Source organism: Bifidobacterium sp. M0353 (genome assembly GCF_016100645.1).
In the GTDB taxonomy this organism is placed as follows: Bacteria; Actinomycetota; Actinomycetes; order Actinomycetales; family Bifidobacteriaceae; genus Bombiscardovia; species Bombiscardovia choladohabitans.
Genome location: NZ_JACFSB010000001.1, coordinates 952,006 through 975,188, shown reverse-complemented (window position 1 = coordinate 975,188; position 23,183 = coordinate 952,006). Strand labels below are relative to the sequence as shown.

General features: G+C 64.4%; 19 protein-coding genes and 1 riboswitch. Of the genes, 16 read left to right on the top strand and 3 right to left on the bottom strand.

Going from position 1 to position 23,183, the window contains the following annotated elements:
• Positions 1 to 33: 33 nt before the first annotated feature.
• Both H3V04_RS04015 and H3V04_RS04010 read right to left on the bottom strand, forming a co-directional pair.
• Complete coding sequence (locus H3V04_RS04015; RefSeq protein ID WP_198187287.1) at positions 34 to 1,521, bottom strand: NAD(P)/FAD-dependent oxidoreductase; 1,488 nt, start codon at positions 1,519 to 1,521, stop codon at positions 34 to 36.
• Positions 1,522 to 1,662: 141 nt separating this feature from the next.
• A complete protein-coding gene (locus tag H3V04_RS04010) occupies positions 1,663 to 2,289 on the bottom strand; it encodes a DUF3043 domain-containing protein (protein ID WP_198187286.1) in 627 nt (208 codons plus the stop codon).
• Between the two features lie 66 nt (positions 2,290 to 2,355).
• Between H3V04_RS04010 and H3V04_RS04005 the strand changes: the two genes are divergently transcribed.
• The 3 genes from H3V04_RS04005 (at position 2,356) to H3V04_RS03995 (ending at position 7,105) form a co-directional block, all read left to right on the top strand.
• Positions 2,356 to 3,732, top strand: a complete 1,377-nt coding sequence (locus H3V04_RS04005; RefSeq protein ID WP_198187285.1) for a dipeptidase — start codon at positions 2,356 to 2,358, stop codon at positions 3,730 to 3,732.
• A 27-nt stretch (positions 3,733 to 3,759) separates the two neighbouring features.
• Positions 3,760 to 3,875: riboswitch (TPP riboswitch) on the top strand.
• A 49-nt stretch (positions 3,876 to 3,924) separates the two neighbouring features.
• Positions 3,925 to 4,599: an ECF transporter S component gene (locus tag H3V04_RS04000; protein ID WP_232339078.1), complete on the top strand. Its 675-nt coding sequence runs from the start codon at positions 3,925 to 3,927 to the stop codon at positions 4,597 to 4,599.
• 10 nt (positions 4,600 to 4,609) lie between these two features.
• A complete protein-coding gene (locus tag H3V04_RS03995) occupies positions 4,610 to 7,105 on the top strand; it encodes an ATP-binding cassette domain-containing protein (RefSeq protein WP_198187284.1) in 2,496 nt (831 codons plus the stop codon).
• 112 nt (positions 7,106 to 7,217) lie between these two features.
• Here H3V04_RS03995 and H3V04_RS03990 read toward each other — a convergent pair whose 3' ends face one another.
• On the bottom strand, positions 7,218 to 7,838 hold the full coding sequence (locus H3V04_RS03990) for a superoxide dismutase (RefSeq protein ID WP_015022073.1): 621 nt from the start codon (positions 7,836 to 7,838) through the stop codon (positions 7,218 to 7,220).
• Positions 7,839 to 8,057: 219 nt separating this feature from the next.
• Between H3V04_RS03990 and H3V04_RS03985 the strand changes: the two genes are divergently transcribed.
• The 13 genes from H3V04_RS03985 (at position 8,058) to argH (ending at position 23,177) form a co-directional block, all read left to right on the top strand.
• Positions 8,058 to 8,978: an RNA methyltransferase gene (locus tag H3V04_RS03985; RefSeq protein WP_198187283.1), complete on the top strand. Its 921-nt coding sequence runs from the start codon at positions 8,058 to 8,060 to the stop codon at positions 8,976 to 8,978.
• A 69-nt stretch (positions 8,979 to 9,047) separates the two neighbouring features.
• Positions 9,048 to 10,115 (top strand): phenylalanine--tRNA ligase subunit alpha, encoded by a 1,068-nt coding sequence (pheS, locus tag H3V04_RS03980; protein ID WP_045935521.1) that lies wholly within the window; start codon positions 9,048 to 9,050, stop codon positions 10,113 to 10,115.
• 7 nt (positions 10,116 to 10,122) lie between these two features.
• Positions 10,123 to 12,729 carry a phenylalanine--tRNA ligase subunit beta gene (gene pheT / locus H3V04_RS03975; protein WP_198187282.1) on the top strand — a complete coding sequence of 869 codons (2,607 nt, stop codon included), beginning with the start codon at positions 10,123 to 10,125 and terminating at the stop codon, positions 12,727 to 12,729.
• Between the two features lie 25 nt (positions 12,730 to 12,754).
• Positions 12,755 to 13,363, top strand: a complete 609-nt coding sequence (locus tag H3V04_RS03970; protein ID WP_198187281.1) for a DUF4190 domain-containing protein — start codon at positions 12,755 to 12,757, stop codon at positions 13,361 to 13,363.
• A gap of 193 nt (positions 13,364 to 13,556) precedes the next feature.
• The gene (locus tag H3V04_RS03965) at positions 13,557 to 14,198 is read left to right on the top strand and encodes a DJ-1/PfpI family protein (RefSeq protein ID WP_198187280.1); all 642 of its coding nucleotides are present in this window, start codon (positions 13,557 to 13,559) and stop codon (positions 14,196 to 14,198) included.
• 74 nt (positions 14,199 to 14,272) lie between these two features.
• Positions 14,273 to 15,364, top strand: coding sequence for an N-acetyl-gamma-glutamyl-phosphate reductase (argC, locus tag H3V04_RS03960; RefSeq protein ID WP_198187279.1), 1,092 nt, complete (start codon positions 14,273 to 14,275; stop codon positions 15,362 to 15,364).
• A complete protein-coding gene (argJ, locus tag H3V04_RS03955) occupies positions 15,361 to 16,530 on the top strand; it encodes a bifunctional glutamate N-acetyltransferase/amino-acid acetyltransferase ArgJ (RefSeq protein WP_198187278.1) in 1,170 nt (389 codons plus the stop codon). The genes argC and argJ overlap by 4 nt, the downstream gene beginning before the upstream one ends.
• A 64-nt stretch (positions 16,531 to 16,594) precedes the next feature.
• Positions 16,595 to 17,542 (top strand): acetylglutamate kinase, encoded by a 948-nt coding sequence (gene argB / locus H3V04_RS03950; protein WP_198187277.1) that lies wholly within the window; start codon positions 16,595 to 16,597, stop codon positions 17,540 to 17,542.
• Entirely contained in the window at positions 17,529 to 18,845 is a 1,317-nt protein-coding gene (locus H3V04_RS03945) for an acetylornithine transaminase (protein ID WP_198187276.1), read from the top strand. Before argB ends, H3V04_RS03945 begins: the two co-directional genes overlap by 14 nt.
• Positions 18,846 to 18,893: 48 nt before the next feature.
• Complete coding sequence (gene argF / locus H3V04_RS03940) at positions 18,894 to 19,868, top strand: ornithine carbamoyltransferase (RefSeq protein WP_198187275.1); 975 nt, start codon at positions 18,894 to 18,896, stop codon at positions 19,866 to 19,868.
• A complete protein-coding gene (locus H3V04_RS03935) occupies positions 19,868 to 20,404 on the top strand; it encodes an arginine repressor (RefSeq protein WP_198177529.1) in 537 nt (178 codons plus the stop codon). The genes argF and H3V04_RS03935 overlap by 1 nt, the downstream gene beginning before the upstream one ends.
• A gap of 59 nt (positions 20,405 to 20,463) precedes the next feature.
• On the top strand, positions 20,464 to 21,714 hold the full coding sequence (locus H3V04_RS03930) for an argininosuccinate synthase (protein WP_198182566.1): 1,251 nt from the start codon (positions 20,464 to 20,466) through the stop codon (positions 21,712 to 21,714).
• On the top strand, positions 21,711 to 23,177 hold the full coding sequence (gene argH, locus H3V04_RS03925) for an argininosuccinate lyase (RefSeq protein ID WP_198187274.1): 1,467 nt from the start codon (positions 21,711 to 21,713) through the stop codon (positions 23,175 to 23,177). The genes H3V04_RS03930 and argH overlap by 4 nt, the downstream gene beginning before the upstream one ends.
• The last annotated feature ends 6 nt before the right edge of the window (positions 23,178 to 23,183 follow it).

The window sequence follows — 23,183 nt, the reverse complement described above, 5'->3', positions numbered from 1 at the left end:
AAACGTTCACTGGTTGACCAGTCTACCGCATGCCTACCGCATGTTCAGGGGTCTGCCGTCAGCCTTGAGCAGGGCCTCTCCAATGGCTTCCGAGAAGGTGGGATGGGGGTGGATGAGCCCGGCCGCACGGTGCAGGGGGATCTGGTTGCCAACCAGCTGCTGGGCCTCGGCGATGTTCTCGGAGGCCTGGGGGGATACCATCTCCAGACCGACAACCATCTGCTTCTCCATGTCGGTGGCCGGGCAGGCGGTGATCAGGCTGAGGGTGCCCTGCATGCCGCTCATGCGCATGCGCGAGTTGGACATCATGGGGTAGATGGTCTCCTTGACCTGGTTCAGCGATGGATCGTCCTCGGCTTCCTGACGGCTGAAGCCCACAGCTGCGGCCTGGGGGGAGGAGAAGACCACGCGGGGGATGGTGGCCTCGTTGACCGGCTCGGGGTCCAGGCCGGAGGCGGCATCGGCCAGGGTGATGCCCTGCTGGAAGGCCCTGTGGGCCAGATGGTGACCCGGGGTGATGTCGCCCAGGGCCCAGACCCGGTCACGGCTGGTGCGCCCCTGGGAGTCGGTCAGGACCTGGCCATGGTCGTCCAGATCGATGCCCAGCTCCTTCATGTGCTCGGGATCGGTATTGGGGTCCCTGCCGATGGCCACCAGGACCAGATCAGTCTCGATCGTTCCCGCCTGGCCCTTGTCGTCCGTTGGCTGGTAGTCGACCTGAATGCCTCCATCAGCGGGTAGACGGTGTCCGCCCGAACAGCGGGCGTGGGTGATGATTTGAATTCCCTGACGCTCCAACTCCCGGGTCAGAATCTGACCGGTCCGCCGACCCCAGTGGGAGAGCACCCGGTCCCGTCTGATCATCAGGGTCACCTGGCAACCGGCTTGATTCCAAATGGTGGCGAATTCCAGGGCCACAGCCCCTGATCCGATAATCAGAGCCCGGTGGGGGAAAGGCTTGAGGGTCAGGGCTCGGTCGGTGTCGATGACCAGATCATCGAAGGGGAGTTCTTCCAGGGCCCTGGCATGAGAACCGGTGGCCAGGATGGTGTCGCAGGTTGTCAGGCGGGTTCGATTGCCGTCATCGTCGGTCACCTCCACCAGGCCGTCGCCGACGATGGTGCCGTGGCCGTGCACCACGGTGATGCCGCGTTGCTTCAGCAGGCTCGACAGGCCGCCGGTCATGGCGTCCACCATTCGGTCCTGATAATCCTGGAGCTTCTGGTAGTCGATGTCGGCCGACTTGACGTTGATGCCCATGGCGGCCCCAAGGTCAGCCTGTTCGAGAACCTGGGTGGCGGTCAGCAGGGCCTTGGTGGGGATGCATCCGCGGTTCAGGCAGACGCCGCCGACCACAAGGTCCTGCTCGACCAGGGCTACGCGTCCGCCCAGCTCTGCCGTGCGCAGGGCCGTGGCATAGCCGCCCGGACCGGATCCGATGATGATGGTGTCGTACTGGCGGCTGTCGGCATCCCAGGGGTCAAGAAACTCTGTGCCGGGTTGGTTGATCGATTGCTGCATAGCAATCCATGCTAGCCGTAGAGGCTGGGAGAATGAAGACCATCAGCAGAATGTGGAGTGAATACGAAGAACGCACGGAACCTCAAGTGGAACCGGGCGGCGCGGCTAATCGATGGGTCGGTAAGTCAGGACAACCGGCTGTCACTTGGGCAAGTGCCCACGCTTGCTCTGGCTGGGCTTGGGGACCCGCCAGCGCCGGACCATCATAGCCCGCTGCCATGCATAGGAGGCCGAGCGTGAACCCTTGGCCACCGAGCGCTCGCCGAACTTGTCGATCAGCAGCCGCTTGAGCTTGCGCCACATCAGCCAGGTGTCGATCAGGGCCACGATCAGGTAGCCATATAGAAGGATGGTCACCACCATGGTGAAAGTGGCGTAATGCTGCGGACCCACGAACATACCCATCAGGGTGGCCACGAACATGAGGATGATGGCCGGGAAGATCCATTCCAGCAGATTGAAGCGGGCATCCACATAGTCGCGGATGTAGATTCTCCAGGGAAGGCGCTCCGACTTGGGCATGTGGTCGATGTCGCCGGTCCTCATGGCCTCGTACTGGGCATCCTCACGGGCTCGGATCCTGGCCTTGGCGGCCTTGCGTGAGGCCTTGCGGTCCTTGGGGACCAGAGGGCGCAGGTTCCGGGCCTCGGCCTGCTTGCGCTTAGGGGTGGGTCGTCCCTTGCCTCGTGCCTCTTCAGTGGAGGCCTTCTGGTCCGCCTCCGCCTCTTTGTCCCGTCGATCCTTGCGTGAGAAGGGGTTCCATGTCATGCGAACAGGTTACGGTGACGCCTAGACTCGCAAGCATTGATACGCAAGCAATTATAGGAGGTAGCGATGGCGGGACTGGGCCTGGAGACGATCCGCACCCGTGTGCAGGACGATAGAAGCCGGATCGTCGATCTGCTCAAGGACAAGATCGCCCTGGCCTCGGTCTCGGCCAAGGGGATCACCGGGGATCACATGCGCCGCTCGGCCGACTATGTGGCCGGGCAGCTTAGACAGGTGGGCGTGGATGCCCGGGTGGTCCAGGCCACCAATCCTGACGGCACCCCGGGCGCCTTCGAGGTGATCGGATCCCGGCAGGTGGATCCCGATGCCCCGACCGTCCTTCTCTATGCCCATCACGATGTGCAGCCGGTGCCCGATCCCTCCCAGTGGTCCACTGATCCCTTTACCGGTGTCGAGAAGGATGGACGGCTCTACGGACGCGGATCGGCCGACGACGGCGGCGGCATCGCCATCCACTCGGGGGCCCTGCACGCCTTGGACAAGGACCTGCGCGTCAATGTCAAGGTCTTCATCGAGGGTGAGGAGGAGATGGGCTCGCGCAGCTTCATCCCCTTCCTCCAGGCTCATCGGGACGATTTCGCCTCGGATCTGATCATCGTGGCCGACTCGGGCAACTGGTCGGCGGACACCCCGAGTCTGACCACCTCGCTGCGAGGGAATGCGGACCTGGATGTCACGGTCACAGTCCTGGAGCACCCGGTCCACTCCGGGCAGTTCGGCGGGCCCATCCTGGATGCCAACACCCTGGCCGCCATGCTGATCGCCTCCATGTATGACGACCAGGGTCAGCTGGCGGTGCCCGGCCTGGAGGGCGGACAGCCCATCGGCGGCCTGCAGCGTGACCTGGACCAGGCCCAGCTGCGTGCCGATGCCGGCGTGGTGGACTCCTACCGGCTGGCCGGAACCGACTCCCTGGCCTCCCGGCTCTGGACCAAGCCGGCGGCGGCGGTGATCGGCTTCGATGCCCACCCGGTGGAGGGTTCCTTCAACGTGCTGGCCGATAAGACCCGCTTCCGCATTTCCCTGCGCACTGCGCCCATCCAGCGTCCTGAGCAGGCCGCGCAGGCACTGGCCGATTTCCTGATCGCCCATGCTCCTCAGGGGGCCAGGGTGGAGGTCACGCCCGGCGACATGGGCATGGGATGGGCCATGGATGCCGACAGCCCGGTGGTCCGGCAGGCCGAGGAGGCCATGCGGCAGGCCTTCGGACGCGACCCGGTCAACAAGGGCGAGGGCGGATCCATCCCCTTCATTCCCGAACTCAAGCGGCTCTTCCCTGAGGCTCAGGTTCTGGTGACCGGCCCCGAGGATCCCCAGTCCAACGCCCACAGTCCGAACGAGTCCATCTCCCTGCAGGGGCTGGTCGACAACATCATCACCGAGGCCCTCCTGCTGGATTCCCTGGGCGCGGGTCAGAACTGACTTTTTGGCCACGGTGTGTTCTAGGGTTATAGGTGACACGGGGGCCGTATGCCTGAGGGCGTGCGGCTGAGAGGAGGCTCAGCCTCAACCGGACGAACGTTTACCGGGTAATGCCGGCGCACGGATGTCACTGGACCCGTGCCTGAACGGGATGGCGCTCATAGGGAGCGCCCCGAGGAAAGGCACAAGATCATGACCGATGGTCATTTCATGAACAATACTGTTTCCGGATCGGAGCCGGAGTCTGAGCGGACCCCCTCCCAGGTCAGGATCCCCTCCAAACGGTGGAGGGTGGTGGATATCGCCGTCGCCTCGGTCATCGGGGTGGCCTCCGCCGTCATCTACTGGGTGGTCGCCATGGTGACCACCATTCCCTGGTCCTTCCTGGATGGGGTTGTGCCCGGTCTGGGAGGTATCCTCAACGGCCTCTACCTATTCGCCGGGCCCCTGGCTTTGGTCATCGTACGCAAGCCGGGGGCTGCCGTCTACGCCGAGCTGGTGGCAGCCATCCTGGAGTCGCTGTTGGGCAGCCAATGGGTGCCTGTGGAGACCATACTGATCGGTCTGCTTCAGGGCTTCATGGCCGAGCTGGTCTTCATGCTGCTACGTTATCGGCGTTGGAACATGCCCACGGTGGCGCTGTCCGGTGCGGCTGCTGGTTTCGGCTGCTGGCTATACTCCTTCTGCACGCACCTGCAGGCCATCAACCTGACCGGCCCCTACGGGGTGATCTATCTGATAGCCACTCTGATTTCGGGCGCGCTGATCGCCGGAGTGCTGGTCTGGTACCTCTACAAGGCCATCGCCGCGACCGGGGCCCTGGACCGCTTCGCCTCCGGCCGCGATATTCGCATGGCCGGGAAGTAGAGGCTCGGGAGTGGACCAGAGCATCCAGGACAATCCCTATCGACCCGCAGCCCTGGAACTGCGCGGCTGGGGGTACCGGCATGCCTATCGGAACCACTTCGCCGTCAGGGATCTTTCCCTGCGCATTCCTGCAGGTCAGCGGGTGCTTCTGCTGGGAGCCTCGGGCATTGGCAAATCGACCATCCTTGAAGGTGTGGCCGGGCTGCTGGGCGATCATGCACCGCAGAGCGGCCAGGACCAGGTCGAGGATGACGAGGGCGGGGTGACCCAGGGCCAGGTCCTGATCGACGGCAATCCCGCCGTCTCCAGCCGGGGGCGTGTGGGACTGGTCCTTCAGGACCCGGATGCTCAGGCCATCTTTCAGCGCCTTGGCGACAATGTGGCCTTCGGACCGGAGAACATGGGACTGCCTCGAGATGAGATCTGGCCACGGGTGCGTCAGGCCATGGCCGAGGTGGGCCTGGCTGACCTGCAGTTGACCCGGTCCACCATGCATCTGAGCGGAGGGCAGATGCAGCGTCTGGCCTTGGCCGGCGCCCTGGCCATGCAGCCTGGGCTGCTCTTATTGGACGAACCTACGGCCAACCTGGACCCGGTCGGCGTCGAGCAGATAGTCGATGCCGTCAGAAAGGTCCTGGACCGGCAAGGCTCCACCATGGTTCTGGTCGAGCACCGGGCGGGGCCTTGGATGGACATGATCGACCGGGTCATCGTGCTCGGGCTGGGTGAAGTTGAAGGCGGTGCCGGCGGTTCGGGCGCTGAGTCCTATCGCAAGACCGTGATCATGGCCGACGGCAGTCCCCAGGAGGTCTTCACTGATCCCGAACTGGACCTGGCCTCCCTGGGTATCTGGGTTCCCGAGGTTTATAGGAGCGCCAGGGATTCGCTCCCTGATCTTGGCCAGGACAGGATCAGGTCTGGGCAATCCGGTCCCGGCCAGGATGGTCATCCCGTCCTGCTGGCCGCTCGGGATCTGGCGGTGGGCCGTCAGGGTAAGGCAGTGGCCGAGCATATCGATCTGGAATTCAGGGCCGGTCAGGTCACCGCCCTGGTCGGGGTCAACGGGGCCGGCAAGTCCACTCTGGCCATGACCCTGGCCGGTCTGTTGGAGCCGGTGGCCGGTTCGGTCCTTGCCCGGAATCGTCTGCTTCGGGGGCCCCAGGGGCAGACGCCCGTGGAGTCCGAGCCCATCCGGTGGACCTCATCCCAGCTGGCGGCGCGCATCGCCTATGTCTTTCAGAATCCCGAGCATCAGTTCGCCCGGGGCACGGTGCTGGATGAGGTCAAACTGGCCCCCATCCGCACCGGCATGAGCGAGGACCAGGCCCAGACCCGCGCCCTGGAACTGTTGGGCCGCTTCAGACTGAGGCAGTACGCGCGAGCCAACCCCTACACGCTCTCCGGCGGCGAGAAGCGGCGGCTCACAGTGGCCTCGGCCCTGGCCGCTGCGCCCCAGGTGCTGATTCTTGACGAGCCGACCTTCGGGCAGGACAGGAACACCTGGGTCAGCATGGCCCGGCTGATTGCAGACCTGCGCGACCAGGGCGCCTGCATCATCCTGGTCACCCACGACCGGGAACTGTTCCAGGCCCTGGACGCCCGTCTGGTGGAGATGACGCCTCCGGGAGCCCGGAAGGCCGTCTGGCCTGCAGTCGGGTCAGACTTGCAGGCTCCTCAGGAGACTGTTGCGGCCAGACTGACCGTCACGCCCATGGATCAGCGGGACGAGCCGGTCAAGCCGGCCAGCCGGTCGTCATACATAGCCTCCATCAATCCGGCCTTCCGTCTGATCGGGGCCTTTCTGGCGGCTCTGCCCCTGCTGATCAGTCTGGACCCGGTCTCGGCCACGACGGCCCTGATCCTGGAGTTCCTGCTGCTGGGTGCGGCAGGCTTCACGCCCCTGCGCGTGGTCAGATCCACCTGGCCCATCTTCCTGGGGGCGCCAGGCTCGGCCCTGGCGATCATCCTCTATGGCAAGAGCGGCGGCGCCACCTTCTGGCAGTGGGGAATGATCCACATCACCCAGCGCTCGCTGGATCTGGCCCTGGCCACTGCCTTGCGAATCCTGGCCATCGGAATCCCGGCCATCATCACCGTACTGGGAATAGACGCCACCGATCTGGCCGACGCCTTCAGCCAGGTGCTCCACCTGCCTGATCGCTTCGTCTACGGGGGACTGGCCGGTATGCGGCTCTTCACTGTTCTCAAGGATGATTGGTCGGCCCTGACCGCCTCGCGCCGCAGCCGTGGACTCGGCGATGAGAACCGTTTCAAGGCCTTTATGCCACAGGCTTTCGCCCTGTTGGTCCTGTCCATCAGGCGTTCGACGACCTTGGCCACGGCCATGGAGGCCAGGGGCTTCGGCGGCAGCACACCGCGCACCCATGCCCGGGTCTCCCAGATCAGACCACGTGATGCGGGCTTCCTGCTCATATGCCTGGCCGTGCCCGCGATTTCCCTTACCGTGGCTGCACTGACCGGCTCCATCGCCTTCTTCGGCAACTGACTGTCGGGGATTTCTGCAGCAGGCTCCGGATATGGAGGGACCCCGGTCCTTTCCGCCTCCCGCAGAGAGGGGAAAGGACCGGGGTCCGCCTGTGGTTGGAAGCGCTGGTCTTTTACCTGGCCAGTGTGGTGTTGATGTTGCGCACCTCGTCAAAGCGCTTGGAGGCATCCTCCCAGTTGACGATGTGCCACCAGGCCTTGACGTAGCTGGCCCGGTCGTTCAGGTACTCCAGGTAGTAGGCGTGCTCCCAGAGGTCCAGCAGAACCAGCGGGAAGATGGTGACGGGCAGGTTGCCCTGGTGGTCGTACATCTGCAGGGTGACCAGGCGCTCGCCCAGGGTATCCCAGGCAAGGACGGCCCAGCCGGAGCCCTGGATGCCTGCGCACATGGACTCGAAGTAGGTCTGGAAGCCCTGGAAGGACCCGAACTGGTCCTCGATGGCGGCCTTGAGCTCGCCAGTGGGTTCCTGGCCGATGGCCGGGGCCATGTTCTTCCAGAAGATGGAGTGGTTCTTGTGCCCGGCCAGGTTGAAGGCCAGGTTCTTCTCCAGCAGGTTGGACTGAGCCACGTTGCCGGACTCGGCCGCGTCGTGGATCTGCTCCAGGGCCTTGTTGGCACCGTTCACATAAGCCTGATGGTGCTTGTCATGGTGCAGCTCCATGATCTTGCCGGACACGTACGGCTCCAGCGCCGAGTAGTCGTAGGGCAGATCGGGAAGTGTGTATACGGGCATATCGTCTCCTCACAATGATTCTGGCCAAGCCAGATGAGTGATGGTCGGTCTGCGCCAGACCAACGACGGACGTGGTCGACCCGACCGGTTCTTTCACACTAGCCCCTTGTCCGGCGAGCACAAGGGGTGAAGACCTTTCTTTCAGTGAACTTTCCCACAGATGTGGGCCCATCAAGGCCCGGCTGCCGGGCTCTCGACTGCCGGGGCTAGAGTTGTGCCATGCCCTTTGATGACTCCCTTCTTGACAATCCCCGTGCCCAACGAATTCGCCGTCTGGCTGAATTGCAGGATCGGCGGGCCCGGCAGCGTCATGGCCGCTTCCTGATAGAGGGGCCGCAGAGCGTACGCGAGGCGGTCCGCTGGCGCCCCGACCTGCTGACCGACCTTTATATTCAGGCGGACGAATCCTCTCCTGTAGCCCAGGGCGGTCATCAGCAGCCGCTCAACGAGACCGTAGGCGCCATCATGGAGCAGGCTCGGGAGCTACCCGACTGCTACGGGCACTTTGTCTCCGCTCGGGTCATGCGTGCCATCAGCGGCAACGCCCAGGGGATTCTGGCCCAAGCGCGCACGGACGGATTCCTGGCCCAAGCGACGGATCCTGACGATCCCCGGAGCCTGACGAGGCAGGGCCCCGACCTGGTGGCAGCCTTCTGGCAGATTCGTGATCCAGGCAATGCCGGAACCGTCATCCGCACCGCCGATGCCGCAGGCTGCAGGGCGGTCATCCTGGTGGACCAGTGCGTGGAACCCACCAATCCCAAGGTCATCCGCTCCACGGCCGGTTCGGCCTTTCATATACCCCTGATGACCATGGGCACCGAGGACTTCCTGGCCCTGTGCAGACGGCAGGGCCGGGCCATGGTGGCGGCAGATGTCTATGGCACGCCGGACAAACCCGTCCGCTCCCTGACTGAATTGATGGCGGGCGGTGCCCTGGCCAAGCCAGACTCGGCGGGTCAGCCCATGGCCCTGCTCTTCGGCAATGAGGCTCGTGGACTTCCTGATGACCTGCTGCAGGCCATGGATCAGATCGTTCGGATACCCATATACGGGCGGGCTGAATCCCTCAATCTGGCCACCTCGGCGGCGGTGCTGCTCTACGCCGTGGCCATGTCGAGTCGTATTGAAAGAATGTGAAGGCGTCAACGACCGGGATTTCCGCTGATTTGCGGCCCGGACACGGCATTGGCAACAGTGGAAAGGTCCATGGTGGCACAGGAAGAATTCGACCCCGCGGCGATGACCGACGAGGTCAACGAGGGCATCGGCAGGATTCGCGAAGCCTCCGATCTGGAAGAGCTCAAGGCGATCAAGGCCAAATATGCGGGGACAGGTTCAGCCCTGGCCGGATCCGGACGGATCATCGGAAGGCTGCCAGCGGATCAGAAGAAGACCGCCGGCCGCCTGGCTGGCAAGCTCAAGGCTGATTTCGGCCGTGCCTACGGGCTCAAGGAGCGGCAGCTGCGCCAGGAGGAGGAGTCCCGCCGCCTGGCTGCCGAGCAGGTGGACATGACCCTGCCGGTCAACCGCCGTCCCCAGGGCGCCCGGCACCCGCTGTCCAAGCTCATGGAGGACGTGGAGGACTTCTTCGTCTCCATGGGTTGGAGCATCGCCCAGGGCCCCGAGCTGGAAGCCGAGTGGTACAACTTCGATGCCCTCAACTTCGGCCCTGACCATCCTGCCCGCCAGATGCAGGACACCTTCTACGTCAAGGGCAGCCAGGCCAGGGACGCCGCCGGTTTCGTCGGGTCCAACATGGTCATGCGTACCCATACCTCGCCCGACCAGGCCCGTTCCCTGATAACCCGTGGTGTGCCGCTCTACGTGGCCTGCACGGGCAGGGTCTTCCGCACCGACGAGCTGGATGCCACCCATACCCCGGTCTTCCACCAGTGCGAAGCCATCGCGGTCGATGAGCACCTGACCATGGCCGACCTCAAGGGCACCCTGGACAAGCTCGCCGTGGCCATGTTCGGCCCCGAGGCCCGGACCAGACTGCGTCCCTCATACTTCCCCTTCACCGAGCCCAGCGCCGAGATGGACCTGTGGTTCCCCGACAAGAAGGGCGGTCCCGGATGGATCGAATGGGGAGGCTGCGGCATGGTCAACCCCAACGTTCTGAGGTCGGCCGGCGTGGACCCGCAGCGATACTCAGGCTTCGCCTTCGGCGTGGGCATGGAGCGTACCCTGCTCCTGCGCCACGACATCAACGATATGCACGACCTGGTCGAGGGTGACGTGCGGTTCAGTCAGCAGTTCGAGATGGGGGAGTGACCGTCAGATGCCAATGGTAGATATCGACTGGCTCAAGGAGCATGTGCAGGTTCCCGAGGATCTGACCTATGAACAGCTGGCCAAGGACCTGGTCCGGGTCGGCCTGGAGGAGGAGGACATCCATCAGTCCACAGTGACCGGTCCCATCGTGGTCGGCTATGTGGTGGATGCCGAGCCTGAGCCTCAGAAGAACGGCAAGACCATCAACTGGTGCCATGTGGATGTGGGCGAGCAGTACAACGCTGTGGACGACCAGGGCCGCAAGGTGCCCAGGGGCATCGTCTGCGGGGCACCCAACATGGCTGCGGGCGAGAAGGTGGTGGTGACCCTGCCGGGGGCCGTTCTGCCCGGGGACTTCCGTATCGAACCGCGCAAGACCTATGGCCACATCTCGGACGGCATGTGCGCCTCCGAGCGTGAGCTGGGGCTGGGTTCGGACCATCAGGGCATCATCCTGTTGCGCGATTACGGGTTCACCCCCGAGCAGTACGATCAGCTCAAGCCCGGGGACGATGCCATGACCCTGTTGCATATGAACAGGCCCGTGCTTGAAATCAACATCACCCCGGACCGTGGCTACGCCTTCTCCTACCGGGGGGTTGCCCGGGAATACCACCACTCCACGGGCGCCGAGTACACGGATCCGGTGATTGAGCTGAACAAGACCGTGCCTGCCTCCGCAACTCAGGAGGATCAGGCTCCGCTGGCCGTGCATGTTGAGGACGACAACCCCATTCATGGTCAGGTCGGCTGTGACCGCTACTATCTGAGGGCCCTGACCGGGTGCGACCCCAAAGCCGCCACTCCCAGCTGGATGCGTCGTCGGCTGGTGCGGGCCGGCATGCGCTCCATCAGCCTGCCGGTGGACATCACCAACTACGTCATGCTGGATCTGGGCCAGCCCCTGCACGCCTACGATCTGGACAAGCTCAGCGGCCCCATCGTCGTCCGCAGGGCCAGGCAGGGCGAGCACCTGACAACTCTGGATGGAAAGGATCGCCAGCTCAGTACCGAAGATCTGCTCATCACCGACTCACCCGAGGGACAAGAGGGCTCCCGCATCCTGGGTCTGGCCGGGGTCATGGGCGGTCTGTATGGGGAGGTGACCGATCAGACGAAGAACATCCTGATCGAGTCCGCCCACTTCGACCAGGTGACCATCGCCCGGACCGCACGTCGCCACAAGCTGCCCTCGGAGGCCTCCAAGCGCTTTGAACGCGGGGTCGATCCGCAGATGCAGCCGGCCGCCGCGGCCATGGCCGCCGACCTGTTGCATCGCCTTGCCGGTGGCCAGGACCTGGATGCCCCGCTGGATATGGACCAGACCAAGCCCATGCCGGTCATCGACTTCGCGGTCAGCGAGGTGGCACGTCTGACCGGACTGGAGGTGGAGCCCCAACGCATCGTGGCCATCCTGCGTGACATCGGCTGCACGGTCCAGGGTGATCCTCAGGACCGGCTGTCGGTGACCCCGCCAACCTGGAGGCCCGACCTGGGCGAGGGTTGCGACCTGGTCGAGGAGGTGGCCCGCCTGGTGGGCTATGACCGCATCCCCGTCACCGTGCCATCACCGAAGGTGTCCGGTGCGGTTGGCCTGACCGATCGCCAGCAGCGTCGCCGTTGGGTGGCCGACACCCTGGCCGAGTACGGGCTGACCGAGGTCCTGGACTACCCGTTCGTCGGCGATAATGATTTCAAGGCCTTTGGCATGGATCCTGACGAGGTCCATGTCAACAGCGTGGAGCTGGCCAATCCCATGGCCGCTGACCGGCCCTACCTGCGGCAGAGCCTGTTGCTGCCACTGGCCAACACCGTGGAGCGCAACCTGCGTCGCGGCAACACGGATGTACGTCTCTTCGAGATCGGCTATGTCTTCCGTCGCGATCCCAAGGCTCCTGCGGTACCCACCCTTCCGGGCGGCGTGCGGCCCAGCGACGAGGATCTGGCCCGACTGGACCAGGGTCTGCCGGAGCAGCGGTTGCATGTGGCGGCCCTGTTGACCGGCCGCGCCCAGGAGGACGGCTGGCTCAAGGACAGCAGGGATGTGGACTGGACCGATGCAGTCGAATCGGCTCGTCGGGTTCTGGATAGGCTGGGCGCCGACTATCGGCTGGAGCAGCCCCCGGCCGAGCAGGTGCCCGATCAGTGGCATCCGGGCCGTACCGCCAGACTGGTCCTCGATGATGGCACGCTTGCCGGTATGGTGGGCGAGCTGCATCCCCGGGTTGATCAGGCTCTGGGCCTTCCTGCACATTCGGCCGCCTTCGAGCTGAGTCTGGACACGGTGCTGGACCACCTGGACTACACGCCCCTGCAGGCCAAGCCGGTCTCGACCTTCCCGCCGGTCCGCCAGGATCTGGCCTTCACCGTGCCGGACACGGTCTCGGCAGCGGACCTGACTTCCGCCATCAGAGAAGCGGCTGGGTCTAGTCTTGAATCCATCGAGCTGTTCGACGTTTTCACTGGCGATCAGATCGGTGAGCATGCAAAATCGCTGGCCTTCGCAGTTACTTTCCGCGCCCCGGACCGTACATTGACGTCCGAGGACAGCGAATCCCTGCGCCAGGCCATCGTTGACAAGACTGCGGGTCTGGGCGCCGTATTGCGCGCCTGACCGTGCATCAAGGGGACCGAGGGACATGACGGATTCTCAAGAACAGGGCACAGCCGGTGGACCTGACCGCCAGGATCATGATGGGGGCGACCAGCCCTTGTACGGCGCGCGCGCCGATCGTTATCCAGGATGGAATCCCTACATATACGGTCGACCGGACCCCGAACCCAAGGCCAAGGAATCGGATTCCCCCCAGGGCAACCCCGCCAACAGGCCCATGCCCATGGCGGGGCAGCCGGGCCCCGTACGTGGCGGGAATCCCGGGAATCCTCAGACCCGTCCCGGCGCGCCAGGATGGCCTCCCCAGGGCATGCCCAATTTGAACGATCCCTCACAAAATCCGGTCTACGGCCACTGGGATCCCTGCGCCATCATCGCCTTTTTCATGGCCCTCTTCCTGCCCATGCCTGTGATTCCAGCTCTGCTCGGCGGCATTTCCATGTATCGGACACATCGCCTACATATGAAGGGCTATGGGCTGGCCATGGCTGCCCTGATCATCAATCTGCTCTTCACCCTGGCCTGGATCTGGCTGCTGGCCAACGGCATTTCCCTGAACGACTTCTACCAGCAGATGGTGCCGTCGCCCTCAACGGGTGGTGGCGGCTCCGGCTCAGGTGGCGTCAGCGCCTGAACTCCCACGATACGGGTGTCGCCAGTGTCAACGTGGGCTGTGGGTAAGAGGCTGTGAAAGAGTGCCAGGAAGGACCTGGCAGTTATAGGCCTGGCGGTACCATCGATTGAAGCGGTGATGCCACTTTCTGAAAGTGAGCATTGGCGTCAACGAGTAATTCATGCCTGTGTGACTGATGTCAGCCTTGAGACTGATGAGGGGCGGGTCTGCCAGTGGGGAGAGGTTCATTCGAATGGTGCCGGATGCCAATATTGTCGTATTCGATGGATTCGAACCCTTGGATGTCTCCGGGCCCTTTGAGGTTTTCATCAACACAGATGGTGCCGGCGTGCGGATATTCTCCCTGGACGCTCCCGGTGTGAAAGTCGGCGAGGGCGGCGTCAGGGTCGAGGCCCTGGGACCGGAAAGGATCGATCCCAAGGGGGTTCTGCTGATGCCTGGAGGGCCCGGCGCGCGCGACCTGGTTGACGATGATCGCTGGCTGGACAAGTTGCGGAGCCTGGTTGCGCAGTCTTCACAGGTGCTGACGGTCCGCACGGGCTCGGCTCTGCTGGCTGCTGCCGGTGTTCTGGATGGTCGGCGGGCCACCCCCAACGATCCGGCCTTTGACTGGGTGGTCAGCACGGCTGAGCGGGTGGATTGGGTTGAAGGGGCCCGTTGGGTGGTCGATGGAAAGCCCCACACCTCTTCGGGCATTTCGGCTGGCATCGATATGACCTTGGACTATGTTGAAGACACATGCGGGCCCGAGGTTGCGGACCAGGCCAGTACCCGGATGGGATACATCCGCAACCGGGAGTCCGGTTATGACCCTTTTGCAAAAACGGAAGCATAACGACACGCCAGATTGCATAATTATGCATTTTGTCGCATGACTATTTATGATGGTGCCCGGTGAAAGGAGCGTTCATGCACCAATATACAGTGGCCGTGGTGGGAGCCTCCGGGTATGCCGGTTCTGAAATGATCCGACTCATGGCCGCTCATCCCGCCTTTCGGGTATGCACGGTCACTGGGCACGGTTCAGCGGGTCGACTGCTTGGGGAGTTCTCGCCCAATCTTCCGAATTCACTGGCCTCGCTGCAGATTCAGCCCACGGATCCCAAGATCCTGGCCGGTCATGATCTGGTGGTGCTGGCCCTGCCTCATGGCGCCTCTGGTCCCTTGGCAGAGCAGCTGGATTCGCAATCGATACTGGTCGATCTGGGTGCCGACCATCGGCTGGAGGATCCGGCCGAGTGGCAGGACTACTACGGCGGGCACTTTTTCTCCCCCTGGACCTACGGGATGCCGGAGCTATTGACAGCGAAGGGCGTTCGCCAGCGTGAACTGCTCAAGCATGCCCGCCGGATAGCAGGTCCGGGTTGCAACGTAACCGCAGTCACCCTGGCTTTCCAGCCGGCCCTGGCTGCCGGTTTGGTGCAGGCCGATGACCTGGTGGCCGACCTTGCCGTGGCTTACTCGGGTGCCGGTCGCTCCAGCAGCAGGATGGATCTGCTCGCAGCCGAAGCCATCAACTCAGCCCATCCCTATTCGGTCGGCGGCACCCACAGGCACATCCCTGAAATCCTGCAGAACCTGCGCAAGGCAGAATCTGCCGATCCGGACCCCGGGGGAGATCGTCAGCCGATTCGCTTGGGGCTGACCCCCATCCTGGTGCCCATGTCACGTGGAATCCTGGCCGTGGTTTCGGCCAGGCTGAACGCGCGTGGACGTGCATTGGGGGCGGAGGGCATTCGCGCCGTATGGGAAAAGATCTATGCCAAGGAGCCATTCGTTGATCTGCTGCCCCAGGGCAGGCTCCCCTCCACGGCTGACGTGTACGGTTCGAACCTGGCGCAGGTTCAGGTCCTCACAGACGAACGCGCCGACCGTCTCTATGCTTTCGCAGCCATCGACAACCTGACCCGGGGCACCGCCGGCCAGGCCCTTCAGGCCGTCAACCTGGCCCTGGGTCTGCCCGAGGAAACCGGTCTGACAACCATAGGAGTGGCACCATGAGCATCACCTACGCCGAAGGCTTCCAGACAGGCACCGCCATCGCCCACCGCCCGGGAGGCTCACGCCGCCGCAACCTGGCCCTGGTCGTCAACAAGGGGCCCATGGACACTGCTGTTGGCGTCTTCACTCCCAACCGCTTCCGGGCTGCTCCGGTCATCTGGACCAGCAGGATTTTGGAAGAGGGTCGGGCAGGGGCCGTGGTCATCAACTCGGGCAATGCCAACGCCTGCACGGGTTCCGAGGGTCTGGACCAGGCCAAGGCCATGGCTGAGCGGACAGGCAGGAATCTGGGCCTGCCAGCCGAGCGGGTTGCCGTCTGCTCCACAGGGATCATCGGCCACCTGCTGCACCTGGACCCCATACTGGCCGGCATCGACCAGGCGGCCCAGGAGCTGTCGACCAGCCAGGAGGCCGGCGAGGCGGCAGCCAAGGCCATATTGACCACCGACACCTGCACCAAGACCGTGGCCCTGGACGGCTCCGGCTGGCGGCTGGGCGGCATGGTCAAGGGTTCGGGGATGATCGCCCCGCAGCTGGCCACCATGATCTGTCTGATCACAACTGATGCCATTGTGGAGCCTGACCAGGCCCGCCGCGCTCTGTCCGAGGCCTGCCGGCTCAGCTTCAACCGGATTGATGTGGACGGTTGCATGTCCACCAATGACACGGTCCTGCTCATGGCTTCGGGCGCTTCTGGCGTTCGGCCTGACCCCGATCAGTTCCAGGAGTTGCTCAGCCAGGCCTGCGGTGAGCTCTCCCGTCGCATTGTGGCCGACGGCGAGGGTAGCCGCCACCGTATCCGCATCCAGGTGGAAGGGGCCGAAAGTGAGGACGCGGCCCTGGCTTGTGCCCGGGCTGTCTCCGGCTCCACCCTGCTCAAGTGTGCCGTGGCTGGCGAGGACCCCAACTGGGGTCGCGTAGTGGCCTCCCTGGGCACCGTGCCGGTTTCGACGGCGGCCTATGATCCGGACCATGTGGATGTCAGCTTCAATGGAGTCAAAGTCTGCCAAGGAGGCCGCCCCGGACAGGATCCCTCCCTGGTCGACATGCACGTGCCCGAGGTCCATATCGATATCGATCTCGGTCAGGGCGACAGCCAGGCTACGGTTTGGACAGATGATCTGACCCACGAATATGTGACCATCAACGCCGACTACCACACCTGATCCGGCACATGCGCACCAGCGTGAGGCACCGGAGGCAGAAGCGGCAATGAGGAAAGGGAAAAGGATGGCAGATGGCGAGCAGGAGGCAGAAGCCGAACGGGCCCTGGACGATGTCAGCAAGGCCCAGGTGCTGATTGAGGCCCTACCCTGGCTGGAGGAGTTTGCAGGTCAGCGGATCGTGGTCAAGTACGGCGGCCATGCCATGGTTGATGACCACCTGCGCCGGTGCTTTGCCCAGGACATGGTCTTCCTGCGGCAGGTCGGCATGCACCCGGTGGTTGTCCATGGGGGAGGCCCCCAGATCTCTGCCATGCTTCAGGCCCTGGGCATCCCCTCGGTGTTCCGCGGTGGTCTTCGGGTGACCACGCCGGAAATCATGAAGGTGGTCCGCATGGTCCTGACCGGTCAGGTGGGCAGGGATTTGGTCGGTGCCATCAATGCCCATGGTCCCATGGCCGTCGGTCTGTCTGGAGAAGATGCCGGTCTGTTCAGCGCTGCCCGTCGTACCGCTATGGTGGACGGTCACCCGGTGGACTTGGGCCTGGTGGGCGAAGTCGTGGCTGTGGATGCTTCGGCCGTGGAGGACCTGATTGATGCCGGGCGGATTCCTGTGGTTTCTTCGGTGGCCCCGGACGAGCAGGACGCCACCCAGGTGCTCAACGTGAATGCCGACGCCGCCGCCTCTGCCCTGGCTGCGGCCTTGGGCGCCAGAAAGCTGGTCATTCTCACCGATGTGGAGGGACTCTATGCCAACTGGCCTCAGACCGATTCCCTGGTTTCCAGCATCGGCGTGGACTGTCTGGATGGTCTGCTTGGAGACATGAAGGCGGGGATGCGTCCCAAGATGGAGGCCTGCCTGCAGGCTGTGCGTGCCGGGGTCAGCCAGGCCCACATCATCGACGGGCGGCAGCCGCACTCCATGCTCACCGAAATCTTCACCCAAAACGGGATCGGCACCGTGGTTGTGCCGGGTCATGAAATGGTCATGAGGAGGAGCCATGAACAAGGCTGATCAACATTGCGCCAACGTCGCGGAGCCAGCCGAAACGGTTGAGGGTCCCCGGAGTCGCCAATGGGCCGATCGCTATGACCATGTCCACATGCAGGTCTTCGGAAGGCCGGGCAGGGTCATGGACCACGGCCAAGGCGCATGGATATGGGACATCGACGGCAATCGTTATCTGGACATGTTGGCAGGGATCGCGGTCAACGCCCTGGGCTATGCCCATCCGGCCTGGAACAGGGCCCTGGCCCAGCAGGCCGGCAAAATGGCCCACATCAGCAACTTCTTCGCCTCCCGGCCTCAGATTGAACTGGCCGAGCGGCTGCTGGAGCTGGCCCAGGCCCCGGATGGTTCGCGCGTCTTCTTCTGCAACTCCGGAACCGAGGCCAATGAGGCGGCAATCAAGCTGGCCCGGCTGCATGGCACTCGCATGGGCGGGAATCCCGGGAGGATCCTGGCCCTGACCCACAGTTTTCACGGTCGCAGCATGGGCTCGCTGAGCCTGACCTGGAAGCCTGCCATCCGTGAGCCCTTCCAGCCCCTGGTGCCGGGGATGGGCTTCCTGCCGTCCGGCGACCCCGAAGCCCTGGAGGAGGCCTTCTCCGGAGAAGAGGCTTCCGACCAGCCGGTGGCCGCCGTCATACTGGAGCTCATCCAGGGTGAGGCTGGCGTGCTGCCGCTGGAGCCCGACTATGTGCAAAAGGTGCGTGAGCTCTGCAGCCGGCATGGTGCATTGATGATTCTTGACGAGGTGCAGACCGGCATGGGCAGAACCGGCCACTGGTTCGCCTTCCAGGATCAAAGCCTATCCGGCGGTGCCTGCCCTGATGTGCTCACCTTCGCCAAGGGGGTGGCCGGCGGCTTCCCCATGGGCGGGATGATCACCTTCGGCTCCGGGCCTTCCGGTCTGCTGACCCCTGGCACGCACGGTTCCACCTTCGGTGGCAACCCCCTGGGATCGGCCCTGGCGCTGACCACCCTGGAGACCATCCAGCGGGAGGGTCTGCTGGAACGGGCGGAGCAGATGGGCAAGAGGCTGCGCGATGGCATAGCCGCCTGCGGCAACCCCCTCTTCACTTCGGTCAGAGGCAGGGGTCTGCTGGATGCCGTCCAGCTGAGATCTCCATGCGCCGGCAAGGTGGCTGCCTGGTGCCTGGACCACGGGCTGATAGTCAATCCCGTGGCCCCTGATGCCCTGCGTCTGGCGCCGCCGCTGATCATCCAGGCCGATCAGATCGACCTGGCCGTTGACATTCTTTCCAAGGTCCCGACCCGTCTCGGGGACGTGGATTCGCCGCAGGGTGATCGGTGATTTACAGCATTCAGAGACAATCGTGACGACACCGTAAGGGAGGCAGAGATGAACAGCGGTTTGCGGCACATGCTTCGCGACGACGACCTCGACCACGAGGAGCAGCTGGAGGTGCTTCGGCTGGGCATGGCTTTCAGGGCCAATCCCTATTTGTCCAGGCCTTTCCTGGGTCCTCAAGCCGTGGCGATCATCTTCGACAAACCCAGCACGCGCACCAGAACCAGCTTCTGCGTAGGCGTGGCCCAGCTGGGCGGCTACCCCATGGTCATCGACAGCCCAGGCTCGCAGCTGGGCCGTGGCGAGCCCGTGGCTGATACCGCCAAGGTGCTGACGAGAATGACGTCCGCCATAGTCTGGCGCACCTTCGGCCAGGATCGGGTGGAGACCATGGCCGCCCATGCCACCGTGCCCGTCATCAATGCGCTGACCGACTCCTTCCACCCCTGCCAGGTCCTGGCCGACTTCCTGACCCTGGCCCAGCACCGGGGCGGGGTCGACGCCCTGGCCGGCATGACCATCGCGTATTTGGGCGACGCAGCCAACAACATGGCCAACTCCTATCTGCTGGGCGGGGCGGTGGCCGGCATGAACGTGCGGATTGCCGGCCCCCACGGCTTCCTGCCAGATCCGAGCCTGGTGGAACAGGCGCGGACCCTGGCCGCTGAAAACGGAGGATCCATTCTGGTCACCACGGATCCGGTCCAGGCCGTAGAGGACGCCGACTGCGTCTTCACCGACACCTGGGTCTCCATGGGGGAGGAGGACCAGTACGACGTTCGCTCCCATCCCTTCCTGCCCTATCAGGTCAACGCCCGACTTATGGCCCATGCCCGCCCGGATGCCCTCTTCCAGCACTGCCTGCCCGCTTACAGGGGCCGGGAGGTGACGGCCGAGGTCATCGACGGCCCCCAGTCCGTGGTCTGGGACGAGGCTGAAAACCGGTTGCACGCCCAGAAGGCACTGATGACCTGGTTGGTGGCCCGCTCCCGGGGCGACGAATCCCTCCTGCAGGGGGTGTGCTGATGCGTCCGACGACCAAGGTGGCCCGGTTGGATGCCATCCGCCAGGCCCTGAACCGACATCGGGTCAACTCCCAGCAGCAGCTGTCCTCCCTCCTGGCTGAGCAGGGCATCGAGGTGACCCAGGCCACTCTGAGCCGGGACCTGGACGACCTGCATGCCACCAAGCTGCGGTATGCAGACGGGAGCATGGCCTACTGGATTCCCGCCACCACCGATCAGCAGGCCATGGAGGCCGCTGCCGCCGAAGGGCCTGAGGTCGAGGGGGAGAACAAGACCGACGCCTACCTGGCCAAGATCCTGACCGGGCTGATCACCTCGGTGGCCCGGGCCCGCAACCTGTTGGTGGTAAGAACCCCGGCCGGCGCCGCCCAGTATGCGGCTTCCGCCCTGGACCGTCAGCCGATCAAGGGCATCCTGGGCACCATAGCCGGGGACGACACGATTCTGATCATCGCAGCCGACGATGAAGCGGCATCATCTCGGGCCGACTGGCTCATGACCATCGTCTCCGGCCAGGAGGACTCCCGGGCCCGATGATCGGTGAAAGCGCGAACTGAATATCTGCAAGTGTGAAATTAGAAGGAAAGAGGATCGCCATGACCGAAAACAATCGCATCGTGCTGGCCTACTCGGGCGGCCTGGACACCTCGGTGTCCATTCCCTACCTGAAGGAGCGCACCGGCAAGGATGTGGTGGCCGTCTCCCTGGATGTGGGCCAGGGCGGCGAGCGTCTGCAGACCATCCGCCAGCGGGCCCTGGACTGCGGGGCCGTCGAGTCCGTCGTGGTGGATGCCCGGGACGAGTTCGCCAGGGATTATTGCATGCTGGCGCTCAAGGCCAATGCCATGTACGAGGGCGTCTACCCGCTGGTCTCGGCCATCTCCAGGCCGCTGATCACCAAGCATCTGGTCCAGGCGGCCCACCAGTACGGTGCCGATACCATAGCCCACGGCTGCACCGGCAAGGGCAACGACCAGGTCCGTTTCGAGGTCTCCATCATGTCCATCGACCCGTCGCTGAAGGCCATCAGCCCCATCCGCGACCTGGGACTGATGCGCGATGTGGAGATCGCCTACGCCAAGGAGCACCACCTGCCCATTGAGCAGACCGAGGAGAGCCCCTATTCCATCGACCAGAATGTCTGGGGACGGGCCATCGAGACCGGCTACCTGGAGGATCCCTGGAACGGACCCACCAAGGATGTCTACTCCTACACCGACGACCCGGCCTTCCCACCGGTCGAGGACGAGGTGACCATCGACTTCGAGCAGGGCATTCCCGTGCGCATCGACGGCAGGGCCGTCACCCCTCTGGAGGCCATCGAGGAGATGAACCGCCGCGCCGGAGCCCAGGGGATCGGACGTGTGGATCTGATTGAGGACAGGCTGGTGGGCATCAAGTCCCGCGAGCTCTACGAGGCTCCGGGGGCCGTGGCCCTGATCACCGCCCACCAGGAGTTGGAGAACTGCTGCCTGGAGCGCGAACAGCACCGGATCAAGCGCGACATCGACAAGCGCTGGGGCGAACTGGTCTACGACGCCCAGTGGTACTCGCCTGCCGTCCGTTCACTGAACGCCTTCATCGAAGAGACCCAACGCTATGTCTCCGGTCGCATCCGCATGGTCATGCACGGAGGACGGGCCGTGGTCACCGGCCGGCACTCCGACAGCTCCCTCTACGACTACAGCCTGGCCACCTATGAGTCCGGCGACAGCTTCGACCAGAACGCCTCCAACGGGTTCATCGCCATCTACGGCCTGGCAGACAAGGTGGCCGCCGCCCGTGACATGCGCTTCGGCAACGGCATCGCACAGGACGGACAAGAACAGGACGGACAAGAGCAGTGAGCAGCGGCGACAAGCCCATGGCCCTCTGGGGCGGGCGTTTCAGCAGTGGGCCCTCGCCTGCCCTGGTCGAGCTCAGCCGATCCACCCAGTTCGACTGGCGGCTGGCTGACGACGACCTGGCTGGTTCCCGAGCCCACGCACGGGCCCTCAACCGTGCTGGACTGCTGGATGATGACGAGCTGGCACGTATGGAGCAGGCTCTGGATGAACTCCAGGACCAGGTGGACTCCGGCGCCTTCGCCCCTGAGCCTGGCGACGAGGATGAGGCCACGGCCCTGGAGCGCGGCCTCATTGACATAGCGGGGGACCAGCTGGGCGGCAAGCTGCGGGCCGGGCGCTCGCGCAACGATCAGATCGCCACCCTCATTCGGATCTGGCTGCGTCGCCACGCCCGGGTGCTGGCCAAGGACCTGCTGAGCACGGCCCAGGCTCTGATGGATCAGGCTCGGGCTGCGGGAACCACGGTCATGCCCGGCCGCACCCACATGCAGCATGCCCAACCCGTCCTGCTGGCCCACCAACTCATGGCCCATGTCTGGCCTCTTGTCCGTGACCTGGAACGCCTGAGGGACTGGGATAAGCGTGCCGATGCCAGCCCATATGGATCTGGCGCGCTCGCCGGCACCACCCTGGGTCTGGACCCCCTGCCGGTGGCCCGGGATCTGGGCTTTAGCCGGGTCTGCGCCAACTCCATCGACGGGACCGCCGCCAGGGATGTGGTGGCTGAGTTCGCCTTCGTCGCCGCCATGATCGGCGTGGATCTGTCCAGGCTGGCCGAGGAGATCATCATCTGGAACACCCAGGAGTTCGCTTTTGTCCGCTTGGACGACGGCTACTCGACCGGTTCCTCCATCATGCCCCAGAAGAAGAATCCGGACGTGGCCGAGCTGGCCCGAGGCAAGGCCGGTCGACTGGTCGGGGATCTGGCAGGCCTGCTGACCACTCTCAAGGGGCTGCCGACAGCCTATGCACGCGATCTGCAGGAGGATAAGGAGGCGGTCTTCGACCAGGTGGACACCCTGGAGGTCCTGTTGCCTGCCTTTGCCGGCATGGTCGCCACCTTGACCTTCAACAAGGACCGCCTGGAGGAGCAGGCCCCCACAGGATTCGCCCTGGCCACCGACCTGGCCGAGTGGCTGGTCAGGCAGGGTGTGCCCTTCCGGCATGCCCACGAACTCTCCGGGGCCTGCGTCAAGCTGGCCGAGGGTCGTGGTTGTGAGCTGGCTGACCTGGATGACGACGATTTCGTCAAGGTCTTCGCTGACTGGGTGCCCGCAGATCGGGCTCCGGAGGTCCGCTCGGTCCTGACCGCCGGGGGAGCCGTGCGCGCTCGCCGGGGCCAGGGAGGCACTGCACCGGAGAGGGTCAAGGAGCAGATGGACCAGGCTGCACATGCGCTGGAGGAACTGAAGACCTTCGCCGACTCGCAGTCTGATGGGCCTGCCTACCGTCCTCCCAGGTGATCTTTC

Excerpts from the sequence above, each read along its gene's own strand:
- H3V04_RS04015 (WP_198187287.1), bottom strand. The coding sequence starts at position 1,521 with ATGCAGCAATCGATCAACCAACCCGGCACAGAGTTTCTTGACCCCTGG.
- H3V04_RS04010 (WP_198187286.1), bottom strand. The coding sequence starts at position 2,289 with ATGACATGGAACCCCTTCTCACGCAAGGATCGACGGGACAAAGAGGCG.
- H3V04_RS04005 (WP_198187285.1), top strand. The coding sequence starts at position 2,356 with ATGGCGGGACTGGGCCTGGAGACGATCCGCACCCGTGTGCAGGACGAT.
- H3V04_RS04000 (WP_232339078.1), top strand. The coding sequence starts at position 3,925 with ATGACCGATGGTCATTTCATGAACAATACTGTTTCCGGATCGGAGCCG.
- H3V04_RS03990 (WP_015022073.1), bottom strand. The coding sequence starts at position 7,838 with ATGCCCGTATACACACTTCCCGATCTGCCCTACGACTACTCGGCGCTG.
- H3V04_RS03985 (WP_198187283.1), top strand. The coding sequence starts at position 8,058 with ATGCCCTTTGATGACTCCCTTCTTGACAATCCCCGTGCCCAACGAATT.
- pheS (WP_045935521.1), top strand. The coding sequence starts at position 9,048 with ATGGTGGCACAGGAAGAATTCGACCCCGCGGCGATGACCGACGAGGTC.
- pheT (WP_198187282.1), top strand. The coding sequence starts at position 10,123 with ATGCCAATGGTAGATATCGACTGGCTCAAGGAGCATGTGCAGGTTCCC.
- H3V04_RS03970 (WP_198187281.1), top strand. The coding sequence starts at position 12,755 with ATGACGGATTCTCAAGAACAGGGCACAGCCGGTGGACCTGACCGCCAG.
- H3V04_RS03965 (WP_198187280.1), top strand. The coding sequence starts at position 13,557 with ATGAGGGGCGGGTCTGCCAGTGGGGAGAGGTTCATTCGAATGGTGCCG.
- argC (WP_198187279.1), top strand. The coding sequence starts at position 14,273 with ATGCACCAATATACAGTGGCCGTGGTGGGAGCCTCCGGGTATGCCGGT.
- argJ (WP_198187278.1), top strand. The coding sequence starts at position 15,361 with ATGAGCATCACCTACGCCGAAGGCTTCCAGACAGGCACCGCCATCGCC.
- argB (WP_198187277.1), top strand. The coding sequence starts at position 16,595 with ATGGCAGATGGCGAGCAGGAGGCAGAAGCCGAACGGGCCCTGGACGAT.
- H3V04_RS03945 (WP_198187276.1), top strand. The coding sequence starts at position 17,529 with ATGAACAAGGCTGATCAACATTGCGCCAACGTCGCGGAGCCAGCCGAA.
- argF (WP_198187275.1), top strand. The coding sequence starts at position 18,894 with ATGAACAGCGGTTTGCGGCACATGCTTCGCGACGACGACCTCGACCAC.
- H3V04_RS03935 (WP_198177529.1), top strand. The coding sequence starts at position 19,868 with ATGCGTCCGACGACCAAGGTGGCCCGGTTGGATGCCATCCGCCAGGCC.
- H3V04_RS03930 (WP_198182566.1), top strand. The coding sequence starts at position 20,464 with ATGACCGAAAACAATCGCATCGTGCTGGCCTACTCGGGCGGCCTGGAC.